20 protein-coding genes and 3 pseudogenes are annotated in these 23,547 nt (G+C 70.3%); 13 read left to right on the top strand and 10 right to left on the bottom strand.

What is annotated here, in order from left to right:
- Positions 1-15: 15 nt before the first annotated feature.
- A complete protein-coding gene (locus tag ACSP97_RS35995; protein ID WP_440555959.1) occupies positions 16-1,197 on the bottom strand; it encodes an ABC transporter ATP-binding protein in 1,182 nt (393 codons plus the stop codon).
- 239 nt (positions 1,198-1,436) lie between these two features.
- Between ACSP97_RS35995 and ACSP97_RS35990 the strand changes: the two genes are divergently transcribed.
- The 5 genes and pseudogenes from ACSP97_RS35990 to ACSP97_RS35970 all read left to right on the top strand — a co-directional run bounded on the left by ACSP97_RS35990 (position 1,437) and on the right by ACSP97_RS35970 (position 5,509).
- Positions 1,437-2,534, top strand: coding sequence for a LacI family DNA-binding transcriptional regulator (locus ACSP97_RS35990; RefSeq protein WP_364731315.1), 1,098 nt, complete (start codon positions 1,437-1,439; stop codon positions 2,532-2,534).
- Between the two features lie 317 nt (positions 2,535-2,851).
- Complete coding sequence (locus ACSP97_RS35985; protein ID WP_355151808.1) at positions 2,852-3,184, top strand: hypothetical protein; 333 nt, start codon at positions 2,852-2,854, stop codon at positions 3,182-3,184.
- Positions 3,185-3,572: 388 nt separating this feature from the next.
- Positions 3,573-3,955 (top strand): annotated as a pseudogene (locus ACSP97_RS35980) (transposase); the annotation flags it as partial.
- 314 nt (positions 3,956-4,269) lie between these two features.
- On the top strand, positions 4,270-4,857 hold the full coding sequence (locus ACSP97_RS35975) for a TetR/AcrR family transcriptional regulator (protein WP_355329008.1): 588 nt from the start codon (positions 4,270-4,272) through the stop codon (positions 4,855-4,857).
- A gap of 55 nt (positions 4,858-4,912) precedes the next feature.
- Complete coding sequence (locus tag ACSP97_RS35970; protein WP_440555958.1) at positions 4,913-5,509, top strand: YczE/YyaS/YitT family protein; 597 nt, start codon at positions 4,913-4,915, stop codon at positions 5,507-5,509.
- On the opposite strand, the gene ACSP97_RS35965 is transcribed toward ACSP97_RS35970, so the two are convergent.
- Complete coding sequence (locus ACSP97_RS35965) at positions 5,484-6,476, bottom strand: 4,5-dihydroxyphthalate decarboxylase (protein WP_440555957.1); 993 nt, start codon at positions 6,474-6,476, stop codon at positions 5,484-5,486. The genes ACSP97_RS35970 and ACSP97_RS35965 overlap by 26 nt on opposite strands.
- A gap of 99 nt (positions 6,477-6,575) precedes the next feature.
- Between ACSP97_RS35965 and ACSP97_RS35960 the strand changes: the two genes are divergently transcribed.
- Both ACSP97_RS35960 and ACSP97_RS35955 read left to right on the top strand, forming a co-directional pair.
- Positions 6,576-7,217: a TetR/AcrR family transcriptional regulator gene (locus ACSP97_RS35960; protein ID WP_355329002.1), complete on the top strand. Its 642-nt coding sequence runs from the start codon at positions 6,576-6,578 to the stop codon at positions 7,215-7,217.
- 533 nt (positions 7,218-7,750) lie between these two features.
- Positions 7,751-7,858: pseudogene (locus tag ACSP97_RS35955) on the top strand (hypothetical protein); the annotation flags it as partial.
- Positions 7,859-8,267: 409 nt separating this feature from the next.
- Here the strand turns inward: ACSP97_RS35955 and ACSP97_RS35950 are convergent.
- Entirely contained in the window at positions 8,268-9,887 is a 1,620-nt protein-coding gene (locus ACSP97_RS35950; protein WP_440558526.1) for a DUF885 domain-containing protein, read from the bottom strand.
- Positions 9,888-10,191: 304 nt separating this feature from the next.
- Positions 10,192-10,854, bottom strand: coding sequence for a TetR/AcrR family transcriptional regulator (locus ACSP97_RS35945; protein WP_422130627.1), 663 nt, complete (start codon positions 10,852-10,854; stop codon positions 10,192-10,194).
- 153 nt (positions 10,855-11,007) lie between these two features.
- Here ACSP97_RS35945 and abc-f point away from each other — a divergent pair, with 153 nt between their 5' ends.
- Genes abc-f through ACSP97_RS35930 form a run of 3 tightly spaced genes read left to right on the top strand, consistent with a single transcriptional unit; the run spans position 11,008 to position 14,738 of the window.
- A complete protein-coding gene (gene abc-f, locus ACSP97_RS35940) occupies positions 11,008-12,627 on the top strand; it encodes a ribosomal protection-like ABC-F family protein (RefSeq protein ID WP_440555956.1) in 1,620 nt (539 codons plus the stop codon).
- 48 nt (positions 12,628-12,675) lie between these two features.
- Complete coding sequence (locus ACSP97_RS35935) at positions 12,676-13,389, top strand: CatB-related O-acetyltransferase (protein WP_440555955.1); 714 nt, start codon at positions 12,676-12,678, stop codon at positions 13,387-13,389.
- Between the two features lie 56 nt (positions 13,390-13,445).
- Positions 13,446-14,738, top strand: coding sequence for an erythromycin esterase family protein (locus ACSP97_RS35930; RefSeq protein ID WP_440555954.1), 1,293 nt, complete (start codon positions 13,446-13,448; stop codon positions 14,736-14,738).
- Between the two features lie 77 nt (positions 14,739-14,815).
- Here ACSP97_RS35930 and ACSP97_RS35925 read toward each other — a convergent pair whose 3' ends face one another.
- Together ACSP97_RS35925 and ACSP97_RS35920 are read right to left on the bottom strand one after the other, a co-directional pair.
- The gene (locus ACSP97_RS35925; protein WP_440555953.1) at positions 14,816-15,169 is read right to left on the bottom strand and encodes a nuclear transport factor 2 family protein; all 354 of its coding nucleotides are present in this window, start codon (positions 15,167-15,169) and stop codon (positions 14,816-14,818) included.
- Positions 15,170-15,215: 46 nt separating this feature from the next.
- Positions 15,216-16,010 (bottom strand): SDR family oxidoreductase, encoded by a 795-nt coding sequence (locus ACSP97_RS35920; protein ID WP_355527444.1) that lies wholly within the window; start codon positions 16,008-16,010, stop codon positions 15,216-15,218.
- Positions 16,011-16,089: 79 nt separating this feature from the next.
- On the opposite strand from ACSP97_RS35920, the gene ACSP97_RS35915 reads away from it, so the two are divergent.
- Positions 16,090-16,905: a MerR family transcriptional regulator gene (locus tag ACSP97_RS35915; RefSeq protein WP_355151820.1), complete on the top strand. Its 816-nt coding sequence runs from the start codon at positions 16,090-16,092 to the stop codon at positions 16,903-16,905.
- A 95-nt stretch (positions 16,906-17,000) separates the two neighbouring features.
- Here the strand turns inward: ACSP97_RS35915 and ACSP97_RS35910 are convergent, their stop codons facing one another.
- Both ACSP97_RS35910 and ACSP97_RS35905 read right to left on the bottom strand, forming a co-directional pair.
- On the bottom strand, positions 17,001-18,023 hold the full coding sequence (locus ACSP97_RS35910; RefSeq protein ID WP_355328984.1) for an SDR family oxidoreductase: 1,023 nt from the start codon (positions 18,021-18,023) through the stop codon (positions 17,001-17,003).
- Between the two features lie 97 nt (positions 18,024-18,120).
- Positions 18,121-19,170: pseudogene (locus ACSP97_RS35905) on the bottom strand (aldo/keto reductase).
- Positions 19,171-19,246: 76 nt separating this feature from the next.
- Here ACSP97_RS35905 and ACSP97_RS35900 point away from each other — a divergent pair.
- Positions 19,247-19,789 carry a TetR/AcrR family transcriptional regulator gene (locus tag ACSP97_RS35900; RefSeq protein ID WP_355328980.1) on the top strand — a complete coding sequence of 181 codons (543 nt, stop codon included), beginning with the start codon at positions 19,247-19,249 and terminating at the stop codon, positions 19,787-19,789.
- Positions 19,790-20,367: 578 nt separating this feature from the next.
- Positions 20,368-21,567 carry a serine hydrolase domain-containing protein gene (locus ACSP97_RS35895; RefSeq protein WP_440555952.1) on the top strand — a complete coding sequence of 400 codons (1,200 nt, stop codon included), beginning with the start codon at positions 20,368-20,370 and terminating at the stop codon, positions 21,565-21,567.
- A gap of 95 nt (positions 21,568-21,662) precedes the next feature.
- Here the strand turns inward: ACSP97_RS35895 and ACSP97_RS35890 are convergent, their stop codons facing one another.
- Both ACSP97_RS35890 and ACSP97_RS35885 read right to left on the bottom strand, forming a co-directional pair.
- Positions 21,663-22,592 carry an SDR family NAD(P)-dependent oxidoreductase gene (locus ACSP97_RS35890; protein WP_440555951.1) on the bottom strand — a complete coding sequence of 310 codons (930 nt, stop codon included), beginning with the start codon at positions 22,590-22,592 and terminating at the stop codon, positions 21,663-21,665.
- Positions 22,593-22,635: 43 nt separating this feature from the next.
- Positions 22,636-23,523, bottom strand: a complete 888-nt coding sequence (locus ACSP97_RS35885) for an SDR family NAD(P)-dependent oxidoreductase (protein WP_355527455.1) — start codon at positions 23,521-23,523, stop codon at positions 22,636-22,638.
- Between the last annotated feature and the right edge of the window lie 24 nt (positions 23,524-23,547).

Raw genomic sequence — 23,547 nt, 5'->3', positions numbered from 1 at the left:
TTGGTCCGCCTGTCGTCAGCGCGAGGTGAGGGAAACCGGGTCCGCGACGGCCGTCGCCGCGGGGGCGGGGGCGGTGGTGAGCAGGTAGGAGTGGTCGGTGGCCCAGGACAGCCAGACGGTGTCGCCGCGAGACGGAGAAGCGCAGGCGGTGCCGTCGTTGGGCTGGAAGACCGTCATCTCCGCGCCGGTGCTGGTGTCCACCGTGTAGCTGGTGGAGGTGCCGAGGTAGACCACCTCCCGGACGGTGCCGCGGACCCGGCTGGCGGCGTCGGCCGGCCCGGTGGTCAGTGTGATCTTCTCCGGCCGTACGGTGAGTTCGACGGCCTCCCCGGCGGTGACGGAGCCGCGCAGTGGGACCGTGACGCGCTGGCCGTCACCGAGGTCGAGCACCCCGGTCCCGGCCGACACGGAGGTCAGCCGGCCGCCGATCAGGTTGGAGGTGCCGATGAACCCGGCGACGAACGCGGTGGCGGGCCGCTCGTACACCTCCTGCGGCGGGCCCACCTGTTCGACCAGGCCCTGGTTCATCACCGCGATCCGGTCGGACATGGTCAGCGCCTCGGCCTGGTCGTGCGTGACGTAGACGAAGGTGATGCCGACCTCCCGCTGGATGCGCTTGAGTTCCAGCTGCATGGTCTGGCGGAGCTTGAGGTCCAGGGCGCCGAGGGGTTCGTCCAGGAGCAGCGCGCGCGGGCGGTTGACCAGGGCGCGGGCCAGGGCGACGCGCTGCTGCTGGCCGCCGGAGAGCTGGCGGGGGCGGCGGTCGGCCTTGTCGGCGAGTTCGACGGTGCGCAGGATCTTCTCGACCCGGTCGCGTAGCTCCTCCTTGGGCACCCGCTTGCGGCGCAGTCCGAACGCCACGTTGTCGGCGACGCTCAGGCGCGGGAAGAGGGCGTACGACTGGAACACCATGTTGATGTCACGCCCGTTGGCGGGCACCCCGACCATGTCGCGTCCGTGCAGCAGGATCTGCCCGGAGGTCGGCTCCTCGAAGCCGGCGATCATCCGCAGGGTGGTGGTCTTGCCGCAGCCGGAGGGGCCGAGGAGCGAGAAGAACTCGCCCTCGCCGATGGCGAGGCTGACGCCGCGGACGACCGCCGCGTCCCGGGCGCCGGCGCCGCCGAAGTCCTTGACCACATCGACGAGGCTGATGGCAGGGCCAGCGGACGTCGGCGGCGAGAGGGTGTCGGTTGCCATCCGTGGTACCTCCGGAGTTCGGGGCGTGGGATCGGGGCGGCCGCGGGCGGGGGCGTGCCGCGGCGGCCGGCCGGGAAACGGCGGGCGGGGTGGCGTCGGTGGGGTTTGATAACGTTACCAACGAGCCAGACCAGACCTTACCCACGGACGGGCATCACCCGTCAATGGTTGAATGGCCTCGAATTTTCGTCGGCCGGTTCCCCGGCCCCCGCCGAGCCGTCACTCACGAGAGACCGCCCATGCCCAACACCCCACGGCCGCCGCGTCGCGTCACCATCCCCGACGTCGCCCGGCACGCCGGCGTGGGACAGGCCACCGCCGCCCGGGTCCTGGGCGGGTACGGCTCGTCCAGCGCGGCCACCCGGGAACGGGTGCTGGCCGCCGCCGCCGAACTCGGTTACAGCACCAACGCGGTGGCCCGGAGCATGATCAGCGGACGCACCCACACCCTGGGCGTGGTCGTCGCGGACGTGGAGAACGCCTACTTCGCCCGCGCGGTGCGCGGCATCACCGACGTCGCGGCCAAGGCCGGCCTCCAGGTCGTCCTCGCCAACAGCGACGAGAAGGGCGACACCGAGAAGTCCGCGGTGCAGATGTTCATCGAGCGGCGGGTGGACGGTCTGGTCGTGGCCCCTGCCGCTGCCGACCACGAACACCTCGACAAGGCCGTCGCCGCGGGCATCCCCGTGGTCCTGCTGGACCGTGCGCTCAGCGGTGCCGCGCTGGACACGGTCGTCGTGGACAACCGCGGCGCCGCCGAGGCCGCGGTGTCCCGGTTCACCGAAGCGGGGCACACCCGCATCGCCGTGGTCACCTCGGCCTCCCCCGACGAGAACGCCACGCAGCTCGCGCCCGGCGCGGACATCTGGACCACGACCGAGCGGCTCACCGGCTACCGCAAGGCCCTGCGCGCCGCGGGCATCCCGCGCGGCGCGGAGCTGATCCGGCACACCGGATACGACCGGACCTGGGCCCGCTCAGCCGTCCTGGAGCTGATGAGCTCGCCCGACCGGCCCACCGCGCTGTTCACCACCGACAACGTGGCCACCCTCGGCACCCTGGACGCCCTGCTCGACCTCGGCGCCCGCATCCCCGGCGACGTCTCGGTCATCGGTTTCGACGACGCCGAGTGGGCCACCCTCGTCCGGCCGAGGCTGAGCGTGGTCAGCCAGCCGGTGCAGGAACTGGGCGGGCTGGCGGCCGACATCCTGGTACGCCGTATCAACGGCTCGACGTCCCGCCCCCGCAGGCACACCCTGCGCGCCACCTACGTCTCCCGCGAGTCCACCGGCCCCGCGCCCGAGCAGGTCCGGCCACTGCGGTTCCCGGAAGACTGACGGGCCCGCGGGACCGGCCCCTGGTCACCGGTGGTCTTCATGGCGACTTTGGCGAACTTCGCGAGGTGGAGCGGGACATACTCCCACTCGGCGGTGACGAGACCGTTACCGTGGGTGTGATCAACTTCGGTAAGGTGTCCGCTCACTAGCCGCACGGGGGGTGTGGTCGTCGCCAGCCGCAGTGTCAGCGGCCCGGTCATCATGTTCCCCGCGCGCCGGGCCCGCCGCTCCGCGAGTGCGCCCGACCGGCCCCGATTCGGAGACGAGTCGCGGCGCGGGCCACTCCTACAGCAACTGTCAACTCGAAAGGCCCGCCCATGAACGCAGCAGCCAGCACTACGACCGTCAGGACGAAGGCGGGTGAGACCGCCACCCTGACTCGCGCCGCCGTCATGGACGCATCCCGCACAGAACCCGACTACACCGCCTACGCCCCCAATGACTTCTGGGTCGTCGCCGACATCGGTGGCCGTCTCATCCCGGTGGTGCCGTTGGTGCGCGCGGCCCTTGGCACCGAACCGCACAACACCAACGAGGCCGAAATCAGGATCAGGGAACTCGGCTTCCAGATCTTCATCAAGCGCCTGTACACCCCGGGCGGGCAGCCGGTCCGACTCACGCAGGCGCAGCTCAGGGACGCCCGCCCGTAAAGGCCCGTCGTGCCGGAGCCCAGCCGGCCCGAAGCTTGTCGCTCCGCCTTCGAGGGCAGCAGGTGGGAACTGCTCCTGATGGTCCATCGGTCGCGCCTGGGGAACGGCGAGCGAGAGTCTGGCGCAGACGGTGGCGCGCGATGTGTTGGCCGCGGACGTCGGTGCGACATGGCGGGCCCGCGCCGCGCGGCCACAGCAAGGAGACCGCGGTCGACGCAGGACGAACTGACCCCGGAACGGACCGAACACATGCAGAAGGTCCTGTCCCGCACATTCCGGCTCCCCCCGCGATCACCGCCGAGGCAAGCGCGGGTAGGGCTCGCTGCGGCTGACCCGGTACACCGCGAGGGCCCGGAGCGACCGGCACGGCCCTCCCCCTGCGGCGTCGGTGACCAGCGGAAACCGCGATAGCCGGTCTTCACCGGGCCGTTTCGCCCAGGCGGATCTGCGCCGGCGGATGCGGGCCTACGTCCGCGGTCCGCTGGCGCCGGTGGGACGCAAAAACGGTTGGCAGCCGGCCGAGTGGGCGGGTCACCGCGACCCGGCAGGTCTCCAGCACCTACTCAATGGCGCTCGGCGGGACGCCGACACCGCCCGGGGCGAGGCCCGCGACTACGTCCTGAACGGCTCGGCCCGGCCAGTGTGCTGATCGTCGACGGCACCGGTTTCATCAAGAAGGGCAGCACGTCGGCGGGAGTGGGACGGCAGTACACCGGCCCCTCGGGGAAGATCGACAATTGTCAGATCGGGGTGCTCTCCCTCTTCCTGACCGCCCTCCCCGCACAGGGGGACGGCATGGCGAGGGAGGCGGCAGAAACGGATCAGCCCTCGACCCGCTCACCAGGACAGACACCTCCACGCCCTGAACCGGTCCCACTGGCGCAGACGCCTCCAAGCCACAGCCCGACGCTGCCACTACCGGAAAAGAACCAGCTCAGGACACGCGATCTGACCGGAGTACGGGAGGAGCACGAATCCACGCGGACTCCAGCCCGACATGCGGCGACAGGGGCGGGTGAGGGCGAAGCGGCCACCGAAAGGCGCTCCATGGAGGTCTTATTTTAACTGTCTGGTAAGTTAAATCTATGCAGCGGAACACAACCTCCCGCGCCCGTCTGCTGGCCGCAGCCGAGCAGGTTTTCTACGAGCAGGGCATCGCGAACACGAACATCGACGCCGTCGCCAGAGCGGCCGGGGTGACCAAACCAACGGTGTACGCACACTTCTCCTCCAAGTCGGCCCTCGCGGCCGGAGCTCTCGAAGCGCGGCAGCAACGAATCGCGGCGGACCTCGCCGCGCAGTTGTCGGGTGAAGCCGCCGGAGCGCCGCGCCTGAACGCCGTGTTCACCTGGCTCACATCCTGGTACGGGCATTCAGGTCACCGCGGTTGCGCCTTCCTCAACGCGGCCGCAGAGTCCGCGGCCGACGATGTGGTGGCCGCTGCCGTACGGGCCGAGAAGCAGTGGCTCCTGGAGTTGCTGCACGACCTGTGTGAGGAGGCCGGATGCGACTCACCGGGCGAACTCGCCTCGCAACTGCTGCTCCTGATCGACGGGGTCGCCGCGCGAGTCCTCGTGCATGGGCCGGACCGGGCCACCGAGTCCGCGGCAACTGCGGCGCGCGCGGCAGCAATACTCATCGCGGCTGCCTCCCGGAACCATGACCAGTCTTAAGGATCGCCCGGGGCAGAGGTCGACACGGCTCGTACTGGGCTTGGCCCTGTACGGGATGAGCCTCGCGCTGCTGGTGAAAGCCGACCTCGGAACCGATCCGTGGACCGTGTTCACTCAAGGCCTCTCGCAGATCACCGGGCTCTCCCTCGGACAGACCACCATCGTCATCTCGCTGGCTCTTCTGACCCTGTGGGGCCCATTGCGCCAGCGCCCCGGCGTGGGCACGGTAGCGAACGCAGTGCTGGTGGGCCCATTTCTGGACCTGGGGATCGCCTGGGTCCCCGCACCGGACCAGTGGGGCGTGCGTGTGGTCTTCCTTGCGATGGCCGTGGCCGGCGTCGCCATAGCCACAGGACTGTATGTCGGGGCCGGGTGGGGGCCCGGACCGCGCGACGGGCTGATGACCGGGCTTACGCAACTCGGCGTACCGCTGATCGCAGCCCGGGCCGGGATCGAGGTGACAGTGCTCGTCGTCGGCTGGCTACTCGGCGGTCACGTGGGCCTGGCCACCGTGGTTTTCGCCACAGGCATCGGCCCCCTGGTCGGATACACCCTGCCAAGACTGACGCTGCACGCGAAAGGGCACCGCGAACAGACCACCGAGCCCACCACTTCACGGACACGACCTAGGTGTCGAGGAACTCGGGGATGAAGATGTCTCGGCTGGTCAGCAGGTGCTTGGAGAGGCCCTGCTCGTGGTGGTAGCGCAGGAAGGTGTCGACCGCCCTGCGGTTCGCGCGCATGCCGTAGGGCCACCAGTCCTCGCCGAGCAGGCTGCGGTTGTGTTCGAACAGGCTGCTGAACCAGGGGGTCACCAGGCTCATGTGCTGCTTGGCGGCGCCCTCGATGTATTTGCATTCGGCCAGGTCCTTGGCCTTGACGAAAGCGCGGTAGACCGAGCGCAGATCCTCGGAACGGTGCACCAGGTCCTTGCGGACCGCGACGATGTGCATCGGGGGGAAGATCCCGGTGCGCCGGTAGTAGTCGCGCTCGACGTTCTCATAGTCGGGGAAGAGCCGGGCGATCTTCGTCGATCCCCGCAACATGGCCTGGGGCACGTCGACCGAGATCAGCGCGTCGATCTCTCCGGACTCGAGCATGGCGCCCAGGGTCTGGCCGTCGTCGGCGTGCCGCACGTCAACGCCGTCCGGCACCGGCTGCGGGAGCCAGTCGAACGCGGGGATGGGATGGTCGGTGCCGCCGATGACCCAGCGGCACTGGTCGACGGTCACGCCGTACTCGTCCGACAGGATGCCCTTGGGCCAGACCCCGGCGTCGTGTCCGAAGAGCGCGAACTCGCCGATTGTCTTGCCTGCGAGGTCCTGCGGCTTCTCGATCCCCGCCTCGGTGTTCACGAAGATGGCGGAATGCCGGAAGTTGCGGTTCGGGAAGATCGGCAGCGCCATGAAGGGGGCGTCCTCCAGGTCGAAGGTGCGCAGAAAGTAGGTCAAGCCGAGTTCCGCTATGCCGTAGCGGCCTTCGAGCATGCGCCGGAAGAGGTCCGAGACCAGGGGCTCCGTCTCAAGGGTGGCGTCCACCCCGTCGATCTTCACGCGGCCGTCGAAGAGCGCCTCGGTGTGCTCGTACCGGTAAGTGCCGATGGTCAGCTCGATGCCCATCAAGATCCTCGCTTCCGTGAATGACCTTTCATTTTCACGATGGCCTCGATAAGATCCCATGTCAAGATGAACGACTATTCACTTTGATGGAGGCAGGCCATGCCGCGCATCACGCCCGAGCGTCGGGAAGCCAAGCGTGCGGAGATCGTGGCGGCGGCGCGTCGCTGTTTCGCGCGGGGCGGCTTCCACCAGACCTCGATGCCGGACATCGCCGCCGCAGCCGGTGTTTCCGCGGGTGCCCCCTACCGCTACTTCGCGAGCAAGGAGGAGATCATCCTGGCCATCGCCGCGGACGCCTTCCGGCTGATCTTCGAGCCGATGGAGCAGGTGGCCGTGGCCGCTGACGCCCCTTCCCTGGGCGACCTGGCCGCCGCCTCCCTTCAGGCACTGGCTGCCGAGACCGTCACGGACGCCGCGGGGCAGGTGGTGCCGGTCGAGGAACTGCTGCAGTGCGTCGTGCAGACCTGGTCGGAACTGCTGCGCAACGACGGCCTGCACGCCCGCGCCCTGGAAGGCTTCGAAAGGGTCCGTCGCAGCATCGCCGACGCCCTGCGCCGCGGACAAGCGGCGGGCGCTGTCCAAACCGTGGACCCGGAGAGCGGCGCACGGGTGTTGATCGGTCTGCTGCACGGCTTCCTGCTCCAGCGCGTGGCCTTCGGCTTGACCGACACGGCGGGATTCAACGACGCCGTCCGGGGGTTGCTCGACGGAGCCGAGCGCTCGGAGAACACTGCGCGCTGAGCCTCGTCGGCCACGACCGTGCGGCGGAAGTGCGGGGTGAGATCGGCGTGTAGACGCTGCTGCTCGATCCGGGACGGGGTCTGCGCGGCCCCGTTGACGGCGCACACGGCACCCGGCCGTGCGGGCCGTGCGGGCTGTGCGCGCAGGAGGGCATCGACCGCGCGGAGCCGAACCTGTTGCCGCACCGCGTGCACGCCGGCCGCTGCGCCTCCCGGTGCACGGCCTCGTGATCCGCCTGCCGTCGGTGGGCCTCCCGGACCTGAACCTGGTACAGCCCGCTCGCCGTCGGAGTTGCCCAGGGCCTCGGTCAGGGTCTGCAACTCATCGCGCCGGGACGGCTCGCGGTCACGGCGATCAGCCCCGGCATCACCGGAACTTGCACGGCGGCGTGGGCGTGCCGGGGTGTTCGGGTACGGCGGGAACCCGCGAACGGTCATCCGCCCCCGGAGGCGTCCGGCATCTGCGCGCAGTGCACGTTCTGGGCCGACAGGTTCCGCGACGCCGGGTGGCAGACCGAGCGCTTCATCGAAGGCATGGAGCAGAGCCCGTTCTTCTACTCCCAGGAGATCGTCCAGGTCCGCACCGGCACCTGGTCGAAGGGCCGCGTGGTCCTGGCTGGCGACGCCGCGCACTGCGCCTCCCCCTACAGCGGCATGGGCATTTCCGGCGGCCTGGTCGGCGCACACGTCCTGGCCGGCGAGATCAACCGGCACCCGGACGACCTGCCGACCGCCCTGGCGAACTACGACACCGTGCTGAGGCCCTTCGTCGACGAGATCCAGGGCCGCGTCAACCCGCGCCTTCTGCGCCTGGCCCTGCCGATGACCAGCGCGATCGACACCTTCCAGGCCGCCGCCGCACTCGCCTGCCGTCTGCACGTCCCCGACCTCGTCGCACGCTTCTCGAAGGAGGACCGGGGCGGCATCTGGCAGCTCCCCCCGAACCCGGCACCGAGCGGCACCGGTGAGTGGTACCGGACAGCCGCGGAACACATCGCTCGCGGGGCTGGAGAGCGAGGGGTCCGAGGTACCCACACGGAGCTGCCCAGTACTAGAGTGCCGCGAGGTTGTCGGCCAAGTCGTCAAGGCCGAGAGAGCCCTGGGAAAGCGCCTTCATGTGCCAGGCCTTCACATCGAAGGCGCCTCCGCGACGGCGTTTCGCCGCCGCGCGGCCCTGGAGCCAGGCGCGTTCGCCGAGTTTGTAGCCGATGGCCTGTCCGGGCCAGCCGAGGTAGCGGTCGATCTCGCTGTCGCGGCGCGCCGCCGGACTGCCGTTGTAGGTGGCCATGAATTCCGTTGCGAGTGCCGGCGTCCAGCGCTCGCCCGGGTGGAAGCCCGAGTCGGCGGGGATGGCGAGTTCGAGGTGCATGCCGATGTCGACGATCACGCGGATCGTACGCAGCATCTGCCCGTCCAGGAAACCGAGGCGGCGCTCGGGCTCGGAGAAGAAGCCCAGATCGTCCATGAAGCGCTCGGCGTACAGGGCCCAGCCTTCGATGTTGGCGCTGACCATACCCTCGGTGACCTGGTAGCGGCTGAGCCGGTCGGCAACCGCGACCCACTGGGCGAGCTGGAGATGATGGCCGGGAACGCCCTCGTGATACCAGATGCTGACGAGTTGCCAGGTGGGAAAGGTGTCCTGGCCGAGGGTGGGAAGGTAGGTGCGTCCCGGGCGGCTGAAGTCGAGGCTCGGGCCCTGGTAGTAGGGACCGGAGGCGCTGCCCGCAGGCGCTATCCGGGACTCGATCTCGCGGATCGGGCCGGAGAGGTCGAAGTGGCTCCCGTCGAGAGCGGTGATCGCCTCGTCCATGAGCTGCTGCAACCAATCCCGGATGGCCTCCTCCCCCTTCACCGTGTGACCGTGCTCGTCCAGGTGGTGCATGGCTTCCAGGAGGGTGGAGCCGGGCAGGACCCGGTCGGCTTCCACACGCATCTCGGCGAGCGTCCGGTGGAACTCGCTCCACGCCCAGGCGTAGGCCTCGTCCAGATCCAGCTCGGCGCCCGTGTTGTGGCGTGCGGCGCGCAGGTAGCGTTCGCGTCCGACGGCGTCCGGGGTGTCCGCCGCCGCGGGGAGGTAGGTGTCGCGCAGCCAGTCGCGGAACTCGGCGACGGCGGCGGTGGCCTTCCCGGCGGCGGCGTCCAAGTCGGGACGCAACCGGTCCGGGCCGTCGGAGACGAAGGCGGCGAACCAGCCCACGTCCCCGCCCGCGCGCCCCCCAGCCGCCTCCCCGGTCCAGTCGGAGAGCTGGCCGATCACCCCGGTCACCTGCCGGGGAGCGGCGAGCAGGCCACGCGAGACACCCTCGGTGAGGGTGGCCCGGTAACCGTCCAGCGCACCAGGGAGGTTGCGTAGCCGTCCGGCCACAGCCGCCCAGTCCTCGTCGGTGGCGGTGGGCATGAAGGAGAAGATCGTCCGCACCTGGTCGACGTGGGCGCCCACGGTGCGCAGCTGGCGGAAGTTCTCGCCGGCGTCGTCCATCGCGAGCTCGGCGGTGAGGCGTTCGCGCAGCAGCCGGGCGCAGGCTCGTTCCGCCGGATCCTCCGATGCGGGAGTGGCGTCGAGTGCTGCGAGAGTGCGGCGGGCGATCTCGGCGTGGGCCGCGAAGCCGTCCGGCGAGAGATCCGGCTGCCGGTCGTCACCACGGCTCAAGCCCAGCCATGCCGAGGTCATCGGGTCGTGCGCGGCCACTTGGTCCAGGTGTCTGTCGGCAAGGGCGCGCGGAGTATTCAATTCATCTGCCACGCGGGCATTCTGACGTACCGTCGGGCCTCCGACACAAGGCGGTTTCTGTCGCCGACGCCTGCTGCCTCGGCCCCCGCCTCGTGCCTCCCGGGGCCTCATGGTCGGCTGGGACCCCACCGCCCGGCCCGACCGCGCGTGCCATCCGGCGGCCGCCATGCCTGCCTCCAGGGACCGCCGGCCGAGGAGGGCTCCGCAGGCGGTCGCCGGTAGTGCCGCGATGGCGGAATCTCGCTCAGGCGTCGGGTGCGGGCCGGGTCTCGGCGAAGGCGCCGGCGGCTGCGGCGAGGGCCGCGGTTCTGGCCGCATCGCCGGGCAGGTGCGGGTCAGGTGCCGTGCGGAGGAGCACCAGTTGGTGGTACAGCGGCGCCGTGGCGGCGAGGAGCAGACGCCGGGCGTCGGTGCCCGAGGGGAGTTCGCCGCGCCGCACCGCCCGGCTGACGACGACCTCGCATCGGGCGTACCGGTCCTCCCAGAGCCGCTGCTGGGCGTCGGCGGCCTTCTCGGAGCGGAACGAGGCGGCGATGAGCGCCGTCACGACCGGGGGCTCTGCGGTCAGGGCTGTCTGGATCTCCTGGTTGAGCGCTGCCAAATCGCCTTCCAGGGAGCCGGTGTCCGGTGGCTGCCAGTCGTCGTCGCCCGCCGCGTCGAGTACGTCGGCGAGCAGGCCGCCGACGTCCCCCCAGCGCCGGTACACCGTGGTGCGGTGCACGCCGGCGCGAGCGGCGACGGCGTCGGTGGTGAGCGCGTCATAGCCGTGTTCGCCGAGCTCCGCGAGGACCGCGTCGAGTACCTGCGCACGAATACGGGCGGTGCGGCCCCCGGGGCGGCGCCGGGTCGGCGCCGGCCGGGTGCCCGCTGGTTCTCGTTCTTGCTCTGAGGGTGTGGGAGTCGTCACAGGGAGTCCGATTGATCGCGGAGACGGCGTTGTGGCACCATCTTAACGCAGCAGCTGTCGCACTAACGGAGTGATCGATGTTCATCCAAAGCGTTCGCCCGGCCGCACGGCCCTTGACGGTCGTCTCGTTCTCGAATGCTTTGGAGTCCCCGTATGCCCACACAGATCTCCGCGCGCGCTGTAGGCAAGTCCTTCGACGGCAGGCTCGTCCTTGACTCGGTGACCTGCTCGCTCGCCGAGGGCGAGCGCACCGGGATCATCGGTGAGAACGGATCGGGCAAGACCACACTGCTGCGCCTGCTCGCCGGGCGTGAACGGCCCGATCAGGGCGAGGTCGTCGTCGAGGCCCCCGGTGGCGTCGGCTATCTCGCCCAGGACGAGCGGATGGAGCCGCGAGCGACCGTCCAGCAGGTCATCGACCGGGCGCTGAGTGATCTGCGCACCGTCGAGCGGCGCATGCGCCGGCTCGAGGCCGCGATGGCCGACGGCGACGAGTCGGGCATGGCCGAGTACGGCGAGCTGATGACCGTCTTCGAACTGCGCGGCGGCTACGACGCCGACGCCCGCGTGGAGCGTGCCCTGCACGGTCTCGGCCTGGGCCTGGTGGGCCGTGACCGCACCGTGGGCGGCCTCTCCGGTGGAGAGCGGGTCAGGTTGCGGCTCGCGGCCGTCCTGGCGGCCGCGCCGGAGGTGCTGCTCCTTGACGAGCCGACCAACCATCTCGACGACAACGCCCTGAGCTGGCTGGAAGAACACCTGCGCACCCGCCGGGGCACCACGGTGGCGGTCTCCCACGACCGGGACTTCCTCGAACGCGTCGCGACCAGCCTCCTCGAGGTGGACGCCGACCGGCGCAGCGTCGTCCGGTACGGCAACGGCTACACCGGTTACCTCGCCGAGAAGAAGGCCGCCCGGCAGCGCTGGGCCCAGGCGCACGAGCAGTGGCGGGCCGACGTCGACCGGCTTCGCGAGGCCGCCGCGACCACCGCCCGCCACGTGGCCCACGGCCGTGCGATGAAGGACGGCAACAAGATGGCGTACGACCGGGCGGGCGCCCGGGTGCAGCAGTCGCTCGCCAGTCGGGTGCGCAACGCCGAAGAACGGCTGCGCCGCCTCCTCGGCGCCCCGGTCCCGCCCCCGCCGGAGCCGCTGCGCTTCGCGCCCGTGCTGCGGACCAGCGGCGCACAGGGCGCCGTACTCGACGCCACCGACATCACCGTGACGGGCCGGCTCGGCCGCACGAGCCTGACCCTCGCGGCGGGCGAGCGCCTGCTGATCACGGGGCCGAACGGAGCGGGCAAGAGCACGTTGCTCCGCGTCCTCGCCGGGGAGATCGCACCCGACGGCGGGGATGTCACCCGCCGCGGCAGGGTCGGCTACCTCCCCCAGGAGCCGCGCCCCGGGGAGCCGGACGAGACCGTCCTTGCCGCCTTCGCCCGCGGACGGGCGGGTGACGCCGCCGAACACGCCGAACAGCTGCTGTCCCTCGGCCTGTTCGACCGCGACCACCTCACGGTGCCGGTCGGCTGGTTGTCCACCGGGCAGCGGCAGCGTCTGGCCCTGGCGCGGCTGCTCAGCGAACCGTCCGACGTCCTGCTGCTCGACGAACCCACCAACCACCTGTCACCCGCGCTCGTCGAAGAGCTGGAGACCGCCCTGACCGGGTACGACGGCGCCCTCGTCATCGTCAGCCACGACCGTCGACTGCGTCGGCGCTGGCAGGGCGCTCACCTTGCCGTGCGGGCGACGGTGACGCCCGCCGCCAGGGCCTGAGGTCCTGGCAGCCCCGCGAACATGCCTTCCGGAAGGAAACAATTCGTCATGCCACCTGTCCCCGCCGACCCGAACGTGCTCCATCCGATGCCCGAGCAGCCGCGGGTGGTGCTGCTGAAGCCGCTGGTCACCTCGCCGCTGATCGAGGTCGGAGAGTTCTCCTACTACGACGATCCCGATGACCCGACCGCCTTCGAGACCCGCAACGTGCTCTACCACTACGGGCCGGAAAAGCTGGTCATCGGGAAGTTCTGCGCGCTGGGCGAGGGCGTGCGGTTCATCATGAACGGCGCCAACCACCGGATGGACGGTCCCTCCACGTTCCCCTTCCCGATCATGGGCGGTTCCTGGGCCGATCACTTCGACCTGATCACCGGCCTGCCCGGACGGGGTGACACCGTGGTGGGCCATGACGTCTGGTTCGGTTACCGGTCCACGGTGATGCCGGGCGTCCGCATCGGCCACGGAGCGGTCATCGCCTCCGGCTCCGTCGTCGTCGACGACGTCCCCGACTACGGCATCGTCGGCGGCAACCCCGCCCGCCTCATCCGCCGCCGCTACAGCGACGCCGACATTGCCCGCCTCCTGGCCCTGGCCTGGTGGGACTGGCCGCTCGAGGACATCACCGAACACCTCCGCACGATCATGTCCGGCAGCGTCGACGACCTGGAGGACGCGGCGGCCCGGGCACGTGGAGACGAAACGCCCGGAGCCACCGACCCCCGGCGGCAGGAGTCCGGCCCAGGACGACCCGCGCGGTGACCCGCTGCCCTGTCCGCGATCCACCGTTCCAGCACACCGAGAATCGAGCTGTCAGCATGCCTGCTTCGCCCCACCACAACCCGTTCGCCGACTGGCTTCGCACCCACGCCGTGCCCCTCGACCACCTCGACCCCGAGGCACCACTCGACGATCTGGAGCCGCTGCGCGCCATCATCGGCGACGCACGTGTCGTCGCGATCGGTGAGAGTTCCCACTTCATCAACGAGTTCGCGGCCATGCGCGAGCGCATCCTGCGGTTCCTGGCCGAGCGCTGCGGATTCACCGTCCTCGCCTTCGAGTTCGGCTTCAGCGAAGGTTTCCCCCTTGACGCATGGGCCCAGGGCGAGGGGACGGACGACGAGCTGTCGGCGCACCTCGCCGGAACGATCCCCGTGGGAGTCGACGCGCCGCTGCGCTGGATACGCCGGCACAACCGAACCGCCTCGACACCGGTGCATTTCACGGGGATCGACATCCCGGCGGCCGGGGGGTCCTTGCTGCCCGCCCTGGCCCCGGTCGCCAACTACCTGCGCCGGATCGATCCCGAAACCCTGCCGATCCTCCAGGAGGCGACGCGGATCGCCGAATCGTTCGCCGGTGGCTCCGCGGCCGTCGCCGCGCCCGCGTGGGCACGCCTGGCCACCGCGGAACAGGACGCCCTCAGCGCGGCCCTGACACGCCTGCTCATCCGGTTCCGCTCCCTCGCACCGCTGTATGTTTCCCGCGGCGACCAGCACAGCTACGACATCGCCGTGCGCCGACTCGAAGGCGCCTGCCACGCCGACCACACCTTCCGCGCCATGGCCGACCTCTTCGCCGGCAAAGGGCTGACCGCCGACACCTCGGCCCGCGATGTCTACATGGCCGAGTCGGTCCTGTGGCACCTGGACCGCTTCGAACCCGGGACCCGCATCGTGCTGGCGGCTCACAACGCCCACATCCAGAAGACACCGGTGTCCTTCAACGGCCACCTCACCGGACTCCCCATGGGACAGCACCTGCACCGCGCGCTCGGCGACGACTACTTCGCCCTCGGCCTGGCGAGCACCACCGGACACACCGCGGACATGCCCCGCGACGAGAACACACCCTTCGGCTTCACCATCGACGCCACCGCACTGGAGCCGGCCGAGCCGGGAAGCATCGAAGCCGCGTTCGCCGACGCCGAACTCGGGCTCAGCATCGCCGACCTCCACCAGGCACGCCCGCAGGCGGCCCATGGAAACGTCGGCCTTGTCCCGGGCCCCGACCGCATCCGGATCCAAAGCGCCTACCTCCACACCCCCGTCCTCGAGGCGTTCGACGCCATCCTCCACACCCCGACCTCCACCGTTGCCGACGCCCTCTGAAACCGACGCGGTGCCGGCCGCCCGTCCGCTCGTCGAGCGGTCGGACGGCCACGCCCCACTCCCCCCCCGCGGGACGTTCACATACAGGGGGCGATGGCGAGTTCGGTGATGCGTCCGTCGTCGTCGAGCGTGAAGGCGTGGGCGAGGTCGACGGTGCCGCCGGGGAAGTCGCCATCGAGGCGCTGGGTCACCGTCCAGTGCCGGTCGTCGTGCGGGACGGCGGTGAGCGGGGTGGTCGTGTAGGTGTACTCGGTCGAGGTCCGGTCCAGCCAGGCCCGGACCGCGTCACGGCCGCGGTGGGTGCGGCCGTCGTCGACGACCACGGCGGCGGGTGCGAAGCAGTCGGCCGCCGTGGGCACGTCGTGGCGGGCGTGGGCGTCGAGGTACGTCCGGACACGGACGGGCAGGTCGGGGAAGCCGTTCGGGGACATGCGGGTTCTCTCCTCGGGTCCGAGGTGGGTGTCGGACGGTGGTGGGTCAGACGGTGGGGACCGTGCCGCCGTCGATGGTGTGCTCGGCGCCCGTGATCGCGGCGGCGCGGTCGGAGACGAGGAAGGCGACCAGTTCGGCCACCTCCTCGGGGTGTGCGGGACGGCCGAGGGGGATGCCGCCGAGTGAGGCCAGCACCTGCTCCCAGGCGGCGGCCCGGTCGATGCCCTGTGCGTCGGCGATGCGGCCCACCAGGGCCGTGGTGCCCTCCGTGGCGATCGCGCCCGGGGAGACCACGTTGACCCGTACGCCGTGCGGCGCCAGTTCACGGGCGAGGCCCTTGCTGTACGTGGTCAACGCGGCCTTCGCGGCGGCGTAGCCGAGCGTGGCGTCGGGCAGGGGCAGACGCCGCTGGATCGAGGAGACGTGGACGACGGCGCCCCGGCCCGCGCCGCGCATCGCCGGGAGCAGCGCGCGGTCGAGGCGGACGGCGGCCAGCAGGTTGAGGGCGAGCTCGTCCTGCCAGTGCGTGTCGGTGAGGGCGGCGAACCCGCCGGCCGGCGCGCGGGAGCCGCCGAGCGTGTGCACGACGACGTGCGGAGTGCCGAGCCGGTCGCGCACCGCCGAGGCGACGGTGTCGACGCCTTCCGGCGTGGTCAGGTCGGCGGTGACGAACAGGGGGTCCGGGGCCGCGTCCGCGGGCGCCGTGCGGGCCGTCGCAAGCACGGTGGCGCCGGCCGCGCGCAGGCGTGCCGCGATCGCGGCGCCGGTGCCCCGCCCGGCGCCGGTGACGACGGCGAGACGCCCCGCGAGTTCGGGAGGGAGGGAGGTGGTGCTGGTCATGGGAGCAGCGTGCGACCTCCCGCGGCACACGGGTCAAGCGCTGCACTCTCCCCCCGCGAGAGGGTGCACAGTGGGACGCGTGCTGACGATCGGCGAGTTCTCCCGGCTGACCCACCTGAGCATCCGTACGCTGCGCCGCTACCACGAGGCCGGGCTGCTGGAGCCCGCGCACGTGGACCCGTCGAGCGGCTACCGGTACTACGACCCCGGCCAGATCCCCACCGCACAGGTCATCTCCCGGCTGCGGGAACTCGACGTACCGCTCGCCGACGTCAGGCGGATCCTGCTCACCCCGGACCCGACCGTGCGGGCGCACCTGGTGGGCGAACACCTCCAGCGGCTCAAGGACCAGCTGTCACGGACCCAGGCGGCCGTCGCATCGCTGCAACGGCTGCTGCGCCCCGAGCCGGCGGGTGTCGCCGTCGAGCTGCGCCACGCGCCCGCGCGGCGCGTGGCCGCGGTGCGGGGCACGGTCACGCACGAGGAGGTGTTGCCCTGGTACGCGGGCGCGATGGCCGAGCTGGACGCCGTCGTCGACGCGCCCGCGGGTCCTCCGGGCGGCCTCTACGACAACGCGTTGTTCAGCGAGGGCCGCGGAAACGTGCTCGTGTACGTCCCGGTCGCCGCCGCCGTCCCGGACCTGGGGCGCGTGCACGGCACCGAGCTGCCGCCCGCGGAACTGGCGGTCACCGTGCACCCGGGGACCCACGACACCATCGACGTCACCTACGGCGAACTGGGCAGGTGGGTCGCCGACCACGCCCTCGCGGTGGCCGGACCGGTGCGCGAGACCTACCTCGTGGGCCCGCGCGACACCCCGGCCGCCGACCGGTGGCGCACCGAAATCGGCTGGCCGGTGTTCCGGGTCGCCGACGCCGGCCCCCGCCCGGTCTGACTGCGGCACGGCCCGACGGGGACGGTAGGCCGGTTACGCGACCGCCGCCTGCCGGTCCCTCTCCCCCGCCTGCGGAGTGTCCGACGACGAGCCGGTCACGTCCCGATGGCGTGGGCGAGGAGGCTCTCGGCGGTCTCGGCGATGGTGTCCTCGATGGGGCGGGCCCGCCACCCCAGGAGGCGTTCCGCCTTGGCGCTCGTGGCGTCGAGGTCCCGGCCGAGCTGGTGCCGCAGCAGCCGCAGTTCGGGGTTCACGATGCCCAGCGCGCGTGTGAGCCACACGGGCAGTTCACGGGTCGGGGCCTGCGCGGCGCGCTCCCCCAGGCGCTCGTGCAGAATGCGCGCGATGTCGACGAGGCGCAAACTGTGCCCGGCGATCGCGAGGAAGCGTTCGCCGGCGGCAGCCGGGTGGGTCATGGCGCGCAGGTGCAGGTCCGCCACATCGCGCACGTCGACGTAGCCCATCCCGAAGGGAGGGCACGCGGGGACCCCTCCCTCGAGCATCCTGCGCACAAGGCGCAGGGACGGCGGATCGTCCGGGCCGAGGAGGGGCCCGAGGACCCCCACGGGATGCACCGCCGAGAGTTGCAGACCACCGCCTTCTTCCTCGACGAACTGCCAGGCGGCGCGCTCGGCGAGGGTCTTGGACCGCTGGTAGGGCGGGATGTCGCCGTCGACGTTGGTCCAGTCCTCCTCGGTGAACGGGGTGGAGCGCGGGGGGTGGCCGATCCCGATGGCGCCGAAGGCGCTCGTCAGGACGACCCGGCGCACCCCGGCGTCCCGGGAGGCGCGCAGTACCCGCAGGACGCCTTCCCGTGCCGGGAGCACCATCTCGTCGTCGTTCGCCGGCGTACGGCGCAGGGTCGGTGAGGCCACGTGCAGGACGAAGTCGCAGTCGGTGACGGCGTCGTCCCAACCGTCGGGGTGTTCCAGGTCGGCGCGCACCACGGTGAGACGCTCGTCGTCGAACGGCTTGGCTGCGTGCAGCCAGGACCGCAGTGCCGGCGCGCGCCGCAGGTCGCGGACCGTGGTGCGTACGGTGTGCCCGGCGTCGAGCAGGCTCAGGACGCACCAGCTCCCGATGAATCCCGACCCTCCGGTGACCAGTACCTGTGTCATCTGTCTCTCCTCGGTTCGCGACGTGTGCTTCGGGCGGTGCGCACGGCCGCGTCGCAGGGTGTCGCCGGGCGGTGGCCAGTCGGAGCGGACGATGGGTTCATGAAAGGGCCATGCCGGGAACGCGCCTGCGGATGGCCTCCAGTTCGGCTTCGTCGGAGACGCCCTGCCAGTCGTACCGCGGCGTGTACGGCGCCTCCAGGGCGCGCACCTCGTCGTCGGTGAGCTCGATGTCGAGGGAGGCCACGGCCTCGTCGATCTGCCGGATCGAACCGGCCCCGACCAGGGGTGCGGTGACCACCGGCTGGCGGCGCAGCCAGGCGAGCGCGACCTGTGCGCGGCTGACGCCGTGGGCGTCCGCCACCTGTCCGACCGCGTCGATGATCGCGCGGTTGGACGCCTCCTGCTCGGGCGAGTAGAGCATGTCCGCGTAGGCGCCGTCCGTCTCGGAGCGCACCGTCGAACGGGCGTCGTCCCAGGCACGGGCGAGGCGGCCGCGGGCCAGCGGGGACCAGATGATCGTGCCGACGCCTTCGTCCAGGCACAGCGGGATCATCTCCCGCTCCTCCTCACGGGCGAGCAGGTTGTAGTGGTTCTGCATGGACACAAAACGTGCCCAGCCGTTCTGCTTCTGCAGGTGCAGCGCCTTGGCGAACTCCCAGGCGTGCATGGACGAGGCGCCGAGGTAGCGGACCTTGCCGGCCTTCACGAGGTCGCTGAGCGCCTCCAGCGTCTCCTCCCACGGGGTGGCGTGGTCGTTGCGGTGGATCTGGTAGAGGTCGATGTAGTCCGTGCCGAGGCGGCGCAGGGAGTGGTCGACCTCGGTCATGACCGCCTTCCGTGACAGACCACGGCCGTTGGGGCCGGGCCGCATCGGGTGCCGGAGCTTGGTGGCGATCACCACCTCGTCGCGGTCGGCGAAGTCCTTGAGCGCGCGGCCGAGGATCTCCTCGCTCGACCCTTACGAGTAGAGGTTCGCGGTGTCGAAGAAGTTGATCCCCACCTCCAGCGCGTGCTTGATGAGCGGGCGCGCCTCCTCCTCGCCCTTCGACCAGACGGGATGGCCCCGGTCGGGCTCGCCGTAGGTCATGGCGCCGATCGCGATCGGTGAGACGTCCAGGCCGGTGGTGCCGAGCTTGATGTAACGCATGATGCCCCTCTAAAATAAGTGGAGAACTCTCCGGATACCGTAGTGGAGAGTTCTCCACTTAGCAAGGTGAGGTCTCGTGGTCCGTTCAGACGCTCGTGAGAACAGAGCGCGCATCCTGGCAGCCGCCCGTGAGGCGTTCGCCGAGGACAGCACCACGTCGATGAACCAGGTCGCCCAGCGCGCCGGTGTCGGCGCGGGCACCCTGTACCGCAACTTCCCCACCCGCGAGGCGCTGGTCCTGGCCGTCTACCAGGACGAGGTCACACGCATCGTCGGCACCGTGCCCGACCTGCTGGCCGCGACGCCCCCGCTCGAAGCGCTGCGCCACTGGACGATCGATCTCGTCGAGGCCATGCGCAGGAAACACGGCCTCGGCGACGCGCTCAGCCCCGGCGCGCACCAGGCGATCAGTGAGCAGAGCTACGGGCCGGTCATCGCCGCGATCACACAGATCCTCGACGCGGGCAAGAAGGACGGGAGCATCCGCACGGACGCCGACCCCGGCGACTTCCTCCAGCTCACCGGCGCACTCTGGCGCGCCGCATCCAGCCCCGAAGACCGGGCACCACGGATGCTCGCGCTCATCCTCGACGGGCTGCGCGCCCAACCGCGGCGGTAGGGCCTCTCGTTCGGATCAGGCCGGGACCGGCACGGTCGCCTCATAGCGGACGGCGAGCTTGTCGTACCTCGCCAGTGAAGCGGTCCGAGGACTCTTCGACTGGCTCGACCGACAGCCGGTGCGGACCGTCATCGTCCACGTCCATCCCGGGACATCGGGCGTCCGCCACCGCCGCCGGGCTCACACCCGCCGACGAATTGCACGAAGGCGAGATCCGATGGCAGCGGAGCATCAGGTGATAACTCCAAGGGTCCACAGGAATTGACTATTACTCAACTCGAGATTCACCAGACCTAAAGGGCTCTATGTCTTCTGAGGAGCCAGTTGTCGCCCCTCAGTGATGAGTCAACGACCGTCGCGGTCTCTCCTCTTCCGACGGGCAGATGGCTGCCTTCGAAGCTGTGCTTGGCCTCACTCAGGGGGTCAGCACCACTACCGAGCGGGGGTTACCCCCATTACCTGCCGTGCCTCCACTGCGTAGCGTGATCGTCGTTCCCAGTTCTGTTCGATTCGATGGAGGAATAGCGACGATGAGGTACGGGCTTCGTCGGCGGGATGGTCGGCAAGGAAAGCGCCTCGTGGCCCTGGCGACGGTCACCGCGGCGATTGTTTCGGGGATGATGGTGTCGGGAAGTGGGCCGGCCGTCGCGCACGCAGCGGTGGAGCCATCCGTTCGCAGTGCCACCGCGTCACTGCGAAGTGACCTCGAGAAGTATCTGGACGCTCAGGGCACCAAGGATCATCTCTCAGCGGTCTCCCTTCGGGTGACCTATGCCGATCGGCGACCTGATATCTCGGTCGACGCGGGGACGTCCCGCTACGGCGGTGGTCGACCGGTGAACAGCGAGGCGCTGTGGCAGATAGGCAGCAACACCAAGGCGTTCACGTCCGTGCTGCTGCTTCAACTGGAGGCCGAAGGAAGGCTGTCCATACGGGACAAGCTGGGAAAGTGGCTTCCCCAGTATCCGGCGTGGCGCGATGTCACCATCAAGCAACTGCTGTCGATGACCAGCGGCATCCCCAGCTACACCGAGCAGAATGCGTTCCTGAAGGATTTCGACGCCAATCCCTCCACACGTTTCACGCTGGAGCGCCTGATGTCCTATGTGGAGGGCCTGCCACTGGGTCCCGCGAAGTACGAGTACTCGAATACGAACTACCTCCTCGCGCAGATGATTGTCGAACGAGCGTCGCACGATACTTACCGTCAGCGGCTCGCCGAGCGCATCATCGAACCTCTCGGAATGAACGACACCTGCCTCCCCCCGGACTGCCCTCCGGACACGGCCTCGCGCATGCCGACGCCGTACTCCACCCATTCCGTCCTGCCGAAGCATCTCAACAAGTCACTTCCTCGGCTCCGCCTGTCCTGGGCGCAGGGGGCTGGTGGCCTGGTGAGTTCGCTGAGAGACATGACGGCTTGGGACAGGGCGCTGTACAGCGGTCGACTGCTGCCGTCAGCGCAGCAGCGCGAGCTGGAATCCCTGGTCTCGGTGAAGACGAGTAAGCCCATCAAGAGCGTCACGGCCGACGATCCCATGGGTTTCGGGCTCGGTGTCGTGAAGTTCGTCCATCCTGTGGCCGGGACGGTCTGGGCCTATGAGGGAGCCACTTTTGGAAACCGGGTGCTGCACATGTACTTCCCGAAGACTGGCATGATCATCGCCCTTGCTGTCAACAGCGCCGTTGGCGAAGGGGACACGCTGCCCGACCTCGCCGGTACCGTCTACAAGACTCTTTCGGCGCAGAAGGCACAGACTCTCCCACGGCACCAGTAACCCCGGAGCCGGCTGCGTGACTTCCAGGTAGCCGCACTGCGAGGTCCGGGCTCCCTTCTTCCTGAGCTTGGCCTTTGACGTCGCAGGTCGGCTGTTCAGCGCCTGTGTGCGAGGAGTTCCTGCGACAGGGCCCACAGGCGTCGGGCGTTGTCCGGGTCGACGGCGTACCGGGCGACGCCGTGCAGGGTGCCGGAGCGGCGGTCGACGACCTCGGTCTCGTTGCAGTCGACGAAGTAGCGGCCGCCGACGCCTTCGAGGAGAGGTGAGGTGGCGAGGAGGACGGAGGTGGCCGCGCCCTGTTCGACGGTCTTGATGAGGTGAGCGGGGACTCTGCCGCTGCCGCGGCCGCCGGTGTGACGCTGCAGGTTCGTGTAGGTCGCGCCGGGCATGAGGGCGTTGGCGGTGATGTTGTCATCGGCCCAGCGGCGGGTGGCTTCGACCGCGAAGAGGACGTTCGCGGTCTTGGACTGGCCGTAGGCGAGCCACGGGTCGTAGGGGCGGAACGCGAAGTCGATGTCGTCCCACACGATGGGAGACCGCTGATGGCCCGTTGAACTCACCACGACGACACGCGCGTCGCCGGCGGCGGCCAGAGCCTCGTGGAGGCCGGTGGCGAGAGCGAAGTGGCCGAGGTGGTTGGTGGCGAACTGCCATTCCCAGCCCTGTTCGGTGTACCGCTCGGGGCAGGCCATGACGCCCGCGTTGTTCACCAGAACGTGCAGCGGGCCCCGCCAGGCGGCGACGAAGGCGGTGACCGACCCGGGATCGGCCAGGTCGAGGTGCGCGACGTTCACCTCCTGATTGCCGGTCGACTCGGTGATGTCCTCGGCGACGCGTTTGCCCGCCGTGACATCCCGGACGGCGAGGGTGACGGCCGCACCCGTGGCGGCCAGGGCCCGGGCCGTCTCGGCCCCGAGGCCGGAGGAGGCGCCGGTGACCACCGCACGACGGCCGGTCAGATCGATGCCTTCCGAGACTTCCGCCGCGGTGCTGGAGAAACCGAAGGGGGTGGTGATGGAACCCACGAATGAACTCCTGTGGTGTGCTGTGAAGCGAGTGAACGGCTTGTCAGGGGGTGAGCATCCGGTCCTGTTCGACCGGCGGCGTGCCGCCGCGCCAGGGCAGGACCTTGCCGAAACGGATCAACTCGCCGTACAAAGCGGGGTCGACGCCGTCGGTGAGGACGAGGTCGAGCAGGGCCTCGGCGGCTTGGGCCGGTGACTGGGCGTGGCTGTATGCGCTGAACCAGGGGCGCGAGGTGGCGGTGTCGACCATGCCGGGGCACACGGCCGCGATCAAAGTGCCGGAGGCGAGGTCCTGCTCGCGGCGTTCGGCCGCGACCGCGCGGACGGCGGCGACCTGCGCCACCTTCGAGGGCACGTTCAGCCAGCGGGGCCAACCGGCCTCCTGCGCCGTTCCGTTGTGGATGGCGCCGCGCCAGGACTCCACGGCGTACTGGACCTGGTCGAGGCTCGCGCCGTCGAACAGATGGTGCAGCCGCGGGCTGAGATGGCCGAGAGTGCCCAGGCTGCTGGCCACGACGAGCAGCCGGCCCCCCGGCCGCAGGACCGGGCCGAAGGAGCGCAGGACCGCATGGGTGGCCACGTTGGAGACGTCGATGAACTCATCTGCCCGCTCCGCCTGCGACTCCTCGGGCAACAAGCGGGCGACCGCGTTGGAGACCACCACGTCGACCCCTCCGAACCGGGCCCGCAGCTCTTCGGCGAGACGGGCGATGGCATCGGTGTCGGTGACGTCCAGGACCCGGCCCTCGACGCGGGCACGCGTGCCAGGCAGTCCCGCGACCTCGCGCGCGGCGTCCGTCACGCGCCGGGGGTTGCGACCGGTGAGCAGGACGAGGTCGTTCGGGTTCATGCGAGCCGCCAGTCCTTCGACCAGGGCGCGCCCGAGCCCCTGGTTCGCGCCGGTGACCAGGGCGATACGAGAAGCATGCATGCAAGCCACGCTAGGAACCCGCTG

This window comes from Streptomyces sp. SCPE 10 (genome assembly GCF_051980735.1).
Lineage (GTDB): Bacteria > Actinomycetota > Actinomycetes > Streptomycetales > Streptomycetaceae > Streptomyces > Streptomyces misionensis.
Note: the sequence above shows the minus strand (reverse complement) of the source record. Positions and strands in the feature narration are given on the sequence as shown.

Bases quoted from the DNA above. Each gene is read 5' to 3' on its own strand.
- ACSP97_RS35935 (WP_440555955.1), top strand. From the start codon at position 12,676: ATGCCACCTGTCCCCGCCGACCCGAACGTGCTCCATCCGATGCCCGAG.
- ACSP97_RS35970 (WP_440555958.1), top strand. From the start codon at position 4,913: ATGAGCCTCGCGCTGCTGGTGAAAGCCGACCTCGGAACCGATCCGTGG.
- ACSP97_RS35975 (WP_355329008.1), top strand. From the start codon at position 4,270: ATGCAGCGGAACACAACCTCCCGCGCCCGTCTGCTGGCCGCAGCCGAG.
- ACSP97_RS35960 (WP_355329002.1), top strand. From the start codon at position 6,576: ATGCCGCGCATCACGCCCGAGCGTCGGGAAGCCAAGCGTGCGGAGATC.
- ACSP97_RS35985 (WP_355151808.1), top strand. From the start codon at position 2,852: ATGAACGCAGCAGCCAGCACTACGACCGTCAGGACGAAGGCGGGTGAG.
- ACSP97_RS35950 (WP_440558526.1), bottom strand. From the start codon at position 9,887: ATGACCTCGGCATGGCTGGGCTTGAGCCGTGGTGACGACCGGCAGCCG.
- ACSP97_RS35920 (WP_355527444.1), bottom strand. From the start codon at position 16,010: ATGACCAGCACCACCTCCCTCCCTCCCGAACTCGCGGGGCGTCTCGCC.
- ACSP97_RS35930 (WP_440555954.1), top strand. From the start codon at position 13,446: ATGCCTGCTTCGCCCCACCACAACCCGTTCGCCGACTGGCTTCGCACC.
- ACSP97_RS35995 (WP_440555959.1), bottom strand. From the start codon at position 1,197: ATGGCAACCGACACCCTCTCGCCGCCGACGTCCGCTGGCCCTGCCATC.
- ACSP97_RS35885 (WP_355527455.1), bottom strand. From the start codon at position 23,523: ATGCATGCTTCTCGTATCGCCCTGGTCACCGGCGCGAACCAGGGGCTC.
- abc-f (WP_440555956.1), top strand. From the start codon at position 11,008: ATGCCCACACAGATCTCCGCGCGCGCTGTAGGCAAGTCCTTCGACGGC.
- ACSP97_RS35910 (WP_355328984.1), bottom strand. From the start codon at position 18,023: ATGACACAGGTACTGGTCACCGGAGGGTCGGGATTCATCGGGAGCTGG.
- ACSP97_RS35925 (WP_440555953.1), bottom strand. From the start codon at position 15,169: ATGTCCCCGAACGGCTTCCCCGACCTGCCCGTCCGTGTCCGGACGTAC.
- ACSP97_RS35990 (WP_364731315.1), top strand. From the start codon at position 1,437: ATGCCCAACACCCCACGGCCGCCGCGTCGCGTCACCATCCCCGACGTC.
- ACSP97_RS35965 (WP_440555957.1), bottom strand. From the start codon at position 6,476: ATGGGCATCGAGCTGACCATCGGCACTTACCGGTACGAGCACACCGAG.